General features: G+C 55.4%; 13 protein-coding genes. 11 read left to right on the top strand and 2 right to left on the bottom strand.

Going from position 1 to position 9860, the window contains the following annotated elements; genetic code table 11:
- Positions 1–252, bottom strand: a 252-nt coding sequence (locus tag Q673_RS36220) for a transposase (RefSeq protein WP_200861424.1), incomplete at its 3' end; no start/stop codon positions are given.
- A 359-nt stretch (positions 253–611) separates the two neighbouring features.
- Between Q673_RS36220 and Q673_RS36765 the strand changes: the two genes are divergently transcribed.
- The 8 genes from Q673_RS36765 (at position 612) to Q673_RS36640 (ending at position 6722) form a co-directional block, all read left to right on the top strand.
- A complete protein-coding gene (locus Q673_RS36765) occupies positions 612–857 on the top strand; it encodes a hypothetical protein (RefSeq protein ID WP_136632012.1) in 246 nt (81 codons plus the stop codon).
- Positions 835–3315 (top strand): heavy metal translocating P-type ATPase, encoded by a 2481-nt coding sequence (locus Q673_RS0118695; RefSeq protein WP_008173696.1) that lies wholly within the window; start codon positions 835–837, stop codon positions 3313–3315. The genes Q673_RS36765 and Q673_RS0118695 overlap by 23 nt, the downstream gene beginning before the upstream one ends.
- Before the next feature lie 695 nt (positions 3316–4010).
- Positions 4011–4760 carry a tyrosine-type recombinase/integrase gene (locus tag Q673_RS36210; protein ID WP_161629683.1) on the top strand — a complete coding sequence of 250 codons (750 nt, stop codon included), beginning with the start codon at positions 4011–4013 and terminating at the stop codon, positions 4758–4760.
- Between the two features lie 75 nt (positions 4761–4835).
- Positions 4836–5093, top strand: a complete 258-nt coding sequence (locus tag Q673_RS36205; RefSeq protein ID WP_081712085.1) for an AbrB/MazE/SpoVT family DNA-binding domain-containing protein — start codon at positions 4836–4838, stop codon at positions 5091–5093.
- Positions 5090–5440, top strand: a complete 351-nt coding sequence (locus Q673_RS36200) for a type II toxin-antitoxin system ChpB family toxin (RefSeq protein ID WP_081712084.1) — start codon at positions 5090–5092, stop codon at positions 5438–5440. Before Q673_RS36205 ends, Q673_RS36200 begins: the two co-directional genes overlap by 4 nt.
- Before the next feature lie 32 nt (positions 5441–5472).
- Positions 5473–5790, top strand: coding sequence for a hypothetical protein (locus tag Q673_RS36195; RefSeq protein ID WP_081712083.1), 318 nt, complete (start codon positions 5473–5475; stop codon positions 5788–5790).
- A 362-nt stretch (positions 5791–6152) separates the two neighbouring features.
- Positions 6153–6362: a hypothetical protein gene (locus Q673_RS36645; protein ID WP_152527148.1), complete on the top strand. Its 210-nt coding sequence runs from the start codon at positions 6153–6155 to the stop codon at positions 6360–6362.
- Positions 6363–6383: 21 nt separating this feature from the next.
- The gene (locus Q673_RS36640; RefSeq protein WP_152527147.1) at positions 6384–6722 is read left to right on the top strand and encodes a hypothetical protein; all 339 of its coding nucleotides are present in this window, start codon (positions 6384–6386) and stop codon (positions 6720–6722) included.
- Positions 6723–7148: 426 nt separating this feature from the next.
- Here the strand turns inward: Q673_RS36640 and Q673_RS36190 are convergent, their stop codons facing one another.
- The gene (locus tag Q673_RS36190; RefSeq protein ID WP_200861423.1) at positions 7149–7430 is read right to left on the bottom strand and encodes a hypothetical protein; all 282 of its coding nucleotides are present in this window, start codon (positions 7428–7430) and stop codon (positions 7149–7151) included.
- A gap of 194 nt (positions 7431–7624) precedes the next feature.
- Between Q673_RS36190 and Q673_RS35630 the strand changes: the two genes are divergently transcribed.
- The 3 genes from Q673_RS35630 to Q673_RS36185 all read left to right on the top strand — a co-directional run.
- Positions 7625–8680, top strand: a complete 1056-nt coding sequence (locus tag Q673_RS35630) for a DNA-binding protein (RefSeq protein WP_023007038.1) — start codon at positions 7625–7627, stop codon at positions 8678–8680.
- Between the two features lie 69 nt (positions 8681–8749).
- The gene (locus Q673_RS32950) at positions 8750–9133 is read left to right on the top strand and encodes a YkvA family protein (RefSeq protein ID WP_023007037.1); all 384 of its coding nucleotides are present in this window, start codon (positions 8750–8752) and stop codon (positions 9131–9133) included.
- Positions 9134–9608: 475 nt separating this feature from the next.
- The coding region (locus Q673_RS36185) for a transposase (RefSeq protein WP_175497406.1) at positions 9609–9860 on the top strand (252 nt) is incomplete at its 3' end.

The raw sequence follows: 9860 nt of genomic DNA, 5'->3' as shown, positions 1-9860 counted from the left end.
ATCATTCAGATCTTCGTAGCCGCTGGCCACGCCGTAGACGCGCTGCCGGATCATGGTGTTGAGCCCATGACGAATCATGCGGGCATCCCGCTGGTCGGTCAGCGTCTCGGCCAGTCGCTGGGTTAGCCGGTGTTGTTTATCGACTTCGCGCAGTAACAACACACCGGCATCCGAGGTGATATGGCCTCCGGAGAAATCGGCTTCAATCTGGCGGCGGGAGAGTGGCGAGAAGGTCAGTTTTTGAGGTACCATTTTGGATAGCGGCTTTTAGTGTGGGTTTTTGTGTAGGAACTTGAATTCTAACACTTTAAGCCGCTTCTTCCTTCCTCATGCTACCTTCTTCATGAGAAATCCGGGCTAGGGAACTGGATGCCCGTGAGGCCCAAGAACACATCACACAGGGATATCATGTAGAAAATCAGTAGAGGAGGCAATAACGCGTCAGCTCGCATTGCGCTTGCAATAAGCCCCATGTACTCCATGTCGATTGGTGTCGCGTATTGTCAACCTGACGCACACACCGGGCAGAAGCGACAAGCAGTGAATTCGGTGCAGAATATATCATCTACGCCTACTTGAACGGATAAAGACAAAAACACTGGAGAAAGAAGTTGGCTTGGAAATTTCAGTTGCAGCTTGCGAGCAAAACAATCGCCAGCACGGTGTTGGGCGGGCTGACCGGAATGGATCGGTTATGGCACCGCCGCGAAGCCAGCATGATAGCCTACGCGGCAGCAGCGTTGTGTGCCTGCGGCTTTGCGTTTGTCTCGCAGCATATTCCAGGTACCGATCCCAGTCGCGTTTTGGTTTCAACAAAAGATAGGATGTGCAACCATGGAAAAAACACTTCGCCTTGACCTCCCGCTCCTCCTTCCCGACACGCCGGATGCGCATGGGGCTTGTGCACAGCGGCTAGCCGAGAGCCTGGAAACTCGTGAAGGTGTCTCTATCGCCCACGTTCGCAATACAGAAAGCGGTGGGGGCATGGAGCTATGTATTCATTACGACCCCGCATTGCTTTCGCTTGAACGAGTCCGCGAAGTCGCCAAGGCGTTCGGGGCAGAGATTACCTCTCAGTTCGGGCACCTCGTGTGGCAGGTTGAAGGTATTCCGGATCAACGTCGGGCAAGAGCGGTCAGCGCACAGCTGCGCAGTCTCCCGGGGGTTGTAGAGGCCGAGGCCAATGCCAAGGGGCCGCTGCGGATTGAATTTGATCGAAGGCAAACTGATGAAAACACTCTGCGCAATGCCCTTCAGAACATGAGACTGTCGCTGGTACAAGACGAATCCAGACCGCATGAGCCGACTGGAGAAGCACACGATCATGAGCATGGCGGCATATTTGGTGCGCAAACGGAACTTATTTTTGTGGCCTTGTGCGGTGCGCTGTTGCTGATTGGCTGGCTTTTGCCGAAGTTCGTGGCGACGCCGCCATGGGCACCCCTGTTCGTCCTCGTGCCCGCCTATTTCTTCGGCGGCTACTACGCCCTGCGCGAGGCTATTGACAGTGTGCGCACTGGCCGGTTCGAGATTGATTTTCTGATGCTGGTGGCGGCGGCGGGCGCGGCAGCGCTTGGTGAATGGGCCGAGGGCGCATTGTTGCTGCTCCTCTTCAGTCTTGGCCATGCGCTGGAAGGCTATGCCATGGGTCGCGCCAAGCGGGCCATCGAAGCGCTTGGCGCCCTGGCGCCCAAAACCGCCACCGTGCGCCGGGATGCCAAGGTCGAAGAGATCGCCGTCGATGCTTTGCGGGTCGGTGACATCGTGCTGGTGAAGCCGAACGAGCGTCTGGCCGCGGACGGGTTCGTCATCAAGGGTGAAAGCAGCGTCAATCAAGCACCGATCACAGGCGAGAGCGTGCCGGTGGACAAATCACCCGTCGGGGATGCGACCGTTGCCGCGGAAAAACCCGACCTCGTGGATGCCGAAAACCGTGTCTTTGCCGGTACGATCAACGGCGGCAGTGCGTTGGAAATTCAAGTCACGCGCACATCGGCGGATTCGACCCTCGCCCGCGTCGTCAAGATGGTGAACGAGGCCGAAACCAACCAATCGCCCACCCAGCGCCTGACCGACCGGTTCGAACGCATCTTTGTACCGGCGGTTCTGGTTCTTGCCGTTGCGCTTTTGTTTGCGGGCTTCGTCGTCGACGAACCTTTCAGCGACACCTTCTATCGCGCCATGGCTGTACTGGTAGCGGCAAGCCCCTGTGCGCTTGCGATCGCGACGCCAAGCGCGGTTCTCAGCGGGGTCGCACGCGCCGCCCGTGGCGGTGTTCTGATCAAAGGCGGTGCCCCGCTCGAAAATCTGGGGCGGCTGACGGCCATCGCCTTCGACAAGACCGGCACACTGACAGAAGGCAAGCCGAAGCTCGTCGATGTGGTGACGGCCGATGACGTAGCGGAAGAGGAGCTTCTGCGGGTGGCGGTTGGGGTCGAGATGTTGAGCGACCATCCCCTCGCCGCTGCCGTTGTCAGGGGTGGACGCGAACGCCTGGGCGATACGCCTGCCGCCGAGTCATTGAACCTGCGCAGCATTACGGGCCGCGGGGTCGTGGCAGACGTCGAGGGCGAGACAACCTACATCGGTAAGGATGACCTGTTCGCGGAGATTGGCGGCCCTGCCATTCCTCCTTCTCTGAAGATCCAAATAGAAGCATTGGAAGCGAACGGCCGCACCACGATGGTTGTTCGCCAAGGCGACCGATATCTTGGCGTGATTGGGCTGATGGATACGCCGCGCGAAGCGGCACCGGCGGTGATAGAGACGCTGCGCACGATCGGCATTCGCCGGATGATCATGATCTCTGGCGACAATCAGCAGGTCGCGGACGCTGTCGCGCGGGCTGTCGGCCTTGACGAGGCACGCGGTGATCTGATGCCCGATGATAAGGTGGAGACGATCAAAAAACTGCGCGCAGAGGCTAAAGTAGCGATGGTTGGCGACGGCGTCAACGACGCTCCCGCGATGGCGAACGCCACAGTCGGCATTGCCATGGGCGCGGCGGGCTCGGATGTCGCGCTGGAAACCGCCGATGTGGCTCTGATGGCGGATAACCTGAACCATTTGCCCTTCGCCGTGGCGTTGAGCCGGTCGACGAGCTCAATCATTCGACAGAACCTGTGGTTCAGCCTGGGCGTTGTTGCCTTGCTGGTTCCCGCGACGATTCTCGGTCTTGGGATTGGACCTGCGGTGGCGGTTCACGAAGGGTCGACTATTGTCGTCGTGTTCAACGCACTGCGCTTGCTCGCATTTCGTTTTGCTCCACCTGTTACACCCGTGGGTAGGGTATCCAATGCGGAAATGTCGGTGTAATCAACCAGACAACAGGAAGCCGTTGCAGGAAGCTCCCAATGAAGTGGATCGAACAAACTCTCGGACCACTCTTCCTGGATGGGGATACAAGGCGTGTTCATTTGTTCGAGCTTCTGCTTGACGTGAATGACGGATTGAAAAAGGCAGGTAATAACACACAATTTACAGGTCATTGGTGCTGGATCATCGGCTGCGCAAACTCCGACGACCGCGCTAGCGGCCTTACATACATGTGTGAAGATTATTATCACAGAATAAGGGGCGGTGTTATCCCGCTCTCTTCCAGAGCCCAACGGGCGCGCCATATATCTGAACGCCGCTCAAGCACCAGATAGTTGCGTTCCGCAATATAGCGCGACTTCTGACCGGGGATACATGGGATTCGGATCGGACACGCCTTGAGCGGCGATTCACCAAATTGTGCAAGGGCCCCCAGAATTCGTGCCCACACCCTTGGCGGGGCGCGATGCGCAATGCCCGAGTGTGAGATCGTAATAAAGTCGGTAACAACATAATAAAGTTGGTAACTTACTAATAGAGTTGGTAACTCACCCCGCCGGGCTGATGCACATCCGTATAATGACCAAGCCCCAAGATTCCCATGAGAGTCCGTCTGATGGGGTTTAGCCCGGTTATGGGTTGGTCAGCCGTGCTATATTGGAATTTGGCACCACTGAATCGATAGGGGGCAAAGATTGCCAAAGCTCAGACCCACACGCAGGCTACTTGCTGAGCCCGAGCATGGCCGGGGAAAGGCCCAAGTTGTTGATCGCCCTGGACAGCTTGCGCATATCTTATGGGCGGCCTCACGAGGCGATCTTGGTCGCCGAAATGTCGCGGTCATTTGGATGCTCTTTGGAAGCGGGCTCCGCGTTAATGAAGTTGCCCACCTAAGGGTGTCGGATGTGTTCTATGCCAACGGGCAATTGAAAGAGGTCTTCAGTGTTCGTGGGGCCACAACCAAGACTGATACCTATCGCCCTGGGTTTATCCTCGCTAGGCAGCACAGAGAAGCACTGTTGGCGTGGCGAGATCAAAGGGTGGCTGACAATGCTTTTATCTCCCAGGACGGCTCCTACGGTGGCCTTGACCCTAATTCCGAGCTGATCCTTGGCCGTAGAGGGAAACGATGGCAGCGGTTAGCCTTCAACAACAAGGCGTACAAGACAAGTCCGGGAGAGGTTGTAACCACCAAGGTTTGTGGTTCACTGGAAAACCTTGTTCGCGAACTGCTCAAAGGAGCGGGGCTGAACTACGGGTCTAGCCACTCAGGCCGCAGGACTTTAGCCACCTGGCTTGATCGTAAAGGATATGACCTTGAACTCATCCAGTTGATATTGGGTCATAAAAACCCTGACATGTCGCTGGAGTACATCGACCCGGATCTACCAAGAATCAAAGCAGCATTCCAGTCTATTTGGTCTGGCGTTAAGCCTGCCAACTGATCGTTATAACGGGGTTGCAACACCGCCCTGTCGGGGATACCATGTTCATACGTTGTTATAACATTCGAGGTCAAAATGAGAACCACGATTCGCAAGATCGGCAACAGTGCAGGCGCAATACTGCCAGCATCAATTCGCGAAAAATTGCATCTAAATGAAGGTGATAGTGTAGAGATTGACGTTCAGGGTGGGCAAATCGTTATCAAGCCCTGCAAGGTCAAACCTAAGTACAAGCTCAGCGATCTGGTAGCGCAGTGTGACGAAAACGCACCCTACCCTGATGAGTTGCGTGACTGGGATGAAGCTCCGGCAGTTGGTCAGGAGGCTCTGTGAAGCGTCCTGTATTCCAGCGTGGAGACATTGTTCGCGTCAGCCTTGACCCAACCGTAGGACGCGAACAGCAAGGCGATTTTCGGCCCTGTCTGGTGATTTCACCGGTTGAGTTCAACAGACTCGGAACAGCTCTTGTTGCCCCCATAACACAGGGCGGCAATTTTGCTCGATTCCAAGGTTTCGCGGTGCCCCTGACTGGAGCCGGAACTGAAACCCAGGGCGTCGTACTCGTAAACGCGGTCAGATCTCTTGATCTTCAGGGGCGAGGCGCTAAGAAAGTTGAGGAAGTGCCAGAAGAAATTATCGATGAAGTTCTGGCCCGACTGGCAGCAATTTTAGAAAACTGATTGGAAACCGGCCAGAGAAACAGGAGGGCCCGATGTTCGGACGTACCCAGCAAGAAATTGTGATCAGTGAGCCTGATATTGAGGCTGCTCTTGAGCATCTGCGGGCCTTGCCGTTTCGAGGATCGCTACCTGCGAGCTGGGATCGTAAGCATCTTTTGAATCTCATACGCGAAGAAATCGGCCCGCAGCCAAAGATCGATCAATGTATAGGTGTGGCACCGGGCATTTTCGCAATCATTAAGCCTTTCGGCGTTGACCTGGCTGGCTCAGGCGAGGCGGATGGTCGGTTGCAGGTGTGGTTAGCGATACGCACAGCCGGAACAGATCCCTCTCGAACTAGCCGACTATGATCGGCGCAAGCCACAACCTGAATATTGGAAGTCGGGCACGTCTCCAGGTAAGTATTTCTTGAGAGCCTAAAACCAGGCTTAAAACTGAGAATATGGGGGAAACATGGACAAAGAAAATTCAGTTGTACTCTGGAGAACAATTGCCGTTGTGATTCTGGCAGTGGTTGTTGTCGGAGGGTTCACGGCCGGTTTTTCGTACCAATTTTATGAGCCGGGAGAGCGCTGGGATCGAGCAATGAACCACATAGGGTTTGGTCTGATAGGAGGCCCCATTTTAGTCCTCACCGTGGTTTCGTTCCATTTTGTTAATGCTTACCGAAAGCACCGCCTTAAAAAGGGTCAAGAATAGATTGGAATTCGACATGGCGGACATTAAAGCTGACAAACACGCGCTGGCAGAACAGCTTGGCTTCTTTGTCGAGAGTCACGGTGTAGAGGAAGCAGGAAAGCTGCTCAGCCGGTTTTTGCTCGGCCTTGCTCACTCAGCGGAAGCGAAGGAAATTGAATTCACGGATCACGTAGGCCGCGTCTTGATTGAGCCCACGTCAGTGCCTGAAGCGGCCAAACATTAATCGGGATGAGGGAGGTCGGGCATGTCTGAAATTGAAGCGGCAGAAAAGAGGCTGAGAGTCCAACTGAACTATGGCGGCATCGTACATGATCCAGCCGACCATAAGCTGGTAATGGAATATCGTCAAGGCGACCTACCCGATGAAATTGGTCAGATGCGGCGCCTGGCATCTGCCTTCAACGAATTGGCGGATGCTCTTGAAGATAAGGGGCTTGCCTGCTCAGAACAACTACCATCAGCCGATGACGCTGATGAGAACGGTTTTGTTGAGTGGCTTCGAAGCGGCCAATGGCTTCGTGGACTCTGGCAAGAACAGCCAGTTGATGCAACTCGGTGGCGCTGCATGAGCGTCAGAGTCTGATATGGGAATGCGGAGCATTTGATCAAAATGAGCATGGCGCACCAGGTTATCAGGCGAACCTTTCGCCGAGTCGCGAAGAACGGGCTTGTTCGTTGCGATGAGCGAGAATGGAATGTCCTCGACGGAAATGGAGATCCAGTCACCGGCCAGGTGGTGATGTACATCAACAGGGCTCGCCCTTATGCGGAGTTCCCCGGCGACAACTTCACCCGACTCCAGGTTAGTGAGCTCGGGTATCGCGACTCAAGAAGGACGTAAAGTGATGGGAATCCGGTACAAAGTTACCAACTTTATTAGTACGGGTTGCAGGCTTTCCGGCGTTTGAACAGCGAATTTTTGCCAAAAGTTACCTATTCTATTTTCCAGGGTCGTGTTCGCAAATCCATTTTATGCGGCCTTCGGCGCTGATTTGTTACCAACTTTATTTCAAGCCCACACCTGAGTCTGGTGCCAGCGCCCCAGGGCCGTCAGGTAAACATCCAGCGTGCGAGGATTAAGCGCGTCTGCCTGATCGGACAGATAGGCCGCAAGGGTCGCCGGCTGTGTCGGGAGACGTCCACCCCAGCGCTCAAAGCTGCGAATGGCCGCACGGTAGGTCCGCCGCGTGTTGTCGGTGGTGGCCATGTGGATGTACCGATTAGCCGTATCGGCTAATACGGTCTTTTCCGCGTTACGTAATGTGGACTTGACGGTGGGTTTTGGATCCATGACCGCTCCAATTCGAGGCGTGCTTTCAAGAGCCGCTGATGTACCGGCGTTACAGGAGCAGGATAGAACAGACCACACACTAACGCACGTTAACGCGCTTTAACGTGCGTTAGGCATCTTAAATAAATTTTGTTAATTATCGAATAAATAATGTAATATTACATATCACGTTATATGATAAAATGAGGCATGTCATGGCCCGCGCCGGAATTACTTACCAGGATGTCGCCAACGCTGCGCAACGCGTCCGCCAACGCGGTGACGAGCCCACTGTCGACCGGGTGCGATCGGAACTCGGTACCGGCAGTCGCAGCACTCTCGGGCCAATGCTGAAACGTTGGAAATCAGGCAGCGAAGCCGCAGCGGATCTGAACGGACTCCCGGCTGACTTGGTGGCCGCCGTGAAAGCCCTGCATGAGCGAGCTCAATACGCGGCCGATGAACGTATTACGCAGGAGCGCGAAGCGCACCAGACGCTGGAACAGCAATGGCGCACCGAGCTGGAAGAGGTGCGGCAGCGGTGCGAGTCACTGGAAGAGCAACGCTGCGGGCTGGAGAAGGCCAATGAAGCGCTTCGCAACGAAAGCGATGCCCAGGCCCACGCTCTTCAACAGGAACAGCTCCGGGCGGCCTCACTCACGTCCAAACTGGAGGCAAGTCAGGAGAAACTCAGTGAGACCACTGCAACCGTCCAAGAGATGAAGCAGGAAAACCGCGATATCCGCAGCCATTTCGAGCACTACCAGCAGGAGATTGCCGAGGATCGCCGTCATGAACGGGACCAGTTCCACAGGACCCAGTCAGGGCTGGAGGGTCAGGTGGATCAGCTGACGCAGCAGCTCCGTTCCAGCGAACAGGACCGCGACACGCTGAGACAACATCGCGACCAAATAAACCAGCGCTATGAGGCCAGTCAGGATCACGCTGAAAACTTGAAAGAAAAATTGCACGCGAGCCAGGCCGTCATAACACAATGGGCAACGCGAACAGAAACGCTGGAAGCGACAGTCGACCGCCTCCAGCTGGAGCGAGATAGCGACGCCGAACACAGGGAGAAGCTTGGTGCGGCCCTAACGGATTCTGAAAAACATCTCGCGGCCTGCCAGCAGCGGATCTCCGACCTCAGAGAGCGCGTGGCAGCGGCTGACGACCGAAACCAGTTCCTCAACGATCAGAATCGCGAATTACTGCAGGAAAAAGCTGTCCTCCAGGGTCAGTTGAAACAACTACAAACAAGCCTGGCTAAATAGCCCGCTATTGTCTCGGCCTGATCATCCCTGAGAGTTGCGAGTGATGCCAATCGCGCAAGGAGTAGTTAGATGTCTACCGTGATCTTTGGCAGGCTGCGAGCTGCGGCAAAACGCATTCAGCATGATGCGCTGACGGTTATTTTGTGGCGCGAGACCCGAATACCCCCCATAGTCGTTCGGCTGCTCGCAATCGCAGCGTACGCCATGAGTCCAATTGATCTCATTCCGGACTTCATGCCGATCCTGGGCTATCTTGACGACATTATCTTGGTCCCGCTGGGCATCGTCCTTGTCATCAAGCTGACGCCATCGAATGTGATAGAAGCAAGTCGCTCGAAAGCAGCTAAAGTGGCAATCAAGCCGATCAGCCACGTTGCGGCCGCAGTCGTTATTGGCACATGGCTTTTATGTGCCACGGCTTTTGGCTACTGGGTGTGGGAATACAGCAGGTAACGCATCGTCTGCACGTGATGAAATAGTTAATTTAAGGCTTGTAAAACAGATGGTTAATGCGCTTTTTGGAGGATTTCGTCAGAATCGTTGCCGACCCTCTGTATAGAGCTGCGTGCTCAGGGTCTATGACTCCGTGGGGCCCGGCCGGGACTTGCCATTTGCGCCTCGGCCAGTGTTGCCTTCCGTGAACGGGCATACCGTCGGCACCCCAAGGGCGAGAATTTTCGGAGCTCAATACCTGGCCCACAACAACCCCTGTCAACGCTTGCCCACTCCGGTTACCCGTCGCGGCCATGACTCGGGGCCAAGGCGGCTGGCCAGCCTTACCTCGTAGCGCATTTCCAGCGCCACCAACATGCCAGATTAACCTGGCGCATCGCCCGAATTTCTCATGAGGGGATAAAAGAAAGCGGCTGAAAGTGTTAAAATTTCAGGACCTTACACCATCAATCAACACCAACAACCGCTATCCAAAATGGTACCTCAAAAACTGACCTTCTCGCCACTTTCCCGCCGCCAGATTGAAACCGACTTCTCCGGAGGCCATATCACCTCCGATGCCGGCTTGCTGTTACTGCGCGAAGTCGACAAACAACACCGGTTAACCCAACGGCTGGCCGAGACTCTGACCGACCAGCGGGATCCCCGGATGATTCGTCATGAGCTCAAGTCCCTGGTCCGGCAACGGGTCTACGGTGTGGCCGGTGGCTACGAAGATCTGAATGAT

Source organism: Halomonas sp. PBN3, from assembly GCF_000475415.1.
GTDB classification, from domain to species: domain Bacteria; phylum Pseudomonadota; class Gammaproteobacteria; order Pseudomonadales; family Halomonadaceae; genus Halomonas; species Halomonas shengliensis.
The sequence above is the reverse complement of the archived record's forward strand: the minus strand, read 5'-3'. Positions and strand labels throughout refer to the sequence as shown.

What these genes read in the sequence shown, in the direction of transcription:
- Q673_RS0118695 (WP_008173696.1), top strand. Translation starts at nt 835, where the DNA reads ATGGAAAAAACACTTCGCCTTGACCTCCCGCTCCTCCTTCCCGACACG.
- Q673_RS36205 (WP_081712085.1), top strand. Translation starts at nt 4,836, where the DNA reads ATGAGAACCACGATTCGCAAGATCGGCAACAGTGCAGGCGCAATACTG.
- Q673_RS36195 (WP_081712083.1), top strand. Translation starts at nt 5,473, where the DNA reads ATGTTCGGACGTACCCAGCAAGAAATTGTGATCAGTGAGCCTGATATT.
- Q673_RS36645 (WP_152527148.1), top strand. Translation starts at nt 6,153, where the DNA reads ATGGCGGACATTAAAGCTGACAAACACGCGCTGGCAGAACAGCTTGGC.
- Q673_RS36640 (WP_152527147.1), top strand. Translation starts at nt 6,384, where the DNA reads ATGTCTGAAATTGAAGCGGCAGAAAAGAGGCTGAGAGTCCAACTGAAC.
- Q673_RS36190 (WP_200861423.1), bottom strand. Translation starts at nt 7,430, where the DNA reads ATGGATCCAAAACCCACCGTCAAGTCCACATTACGTAACGCGGAAAAG.
- Q673_RS35630 (WP_023007038.1), top strand. Translation starts at nt 7,625, where the DNA reads ATGGCCCGCGCCGGAATTACTTACCAGGATGTCGCCAACGCTGCGCAA.
- Q673_RS32950 (WP_023007037.1), top strand. Translation starts at nt 8,750, where the DNA reads ATGTCTACCGTGATCTTTGGCAGGCTGCGAGCTGCGGCAAAACGCATT.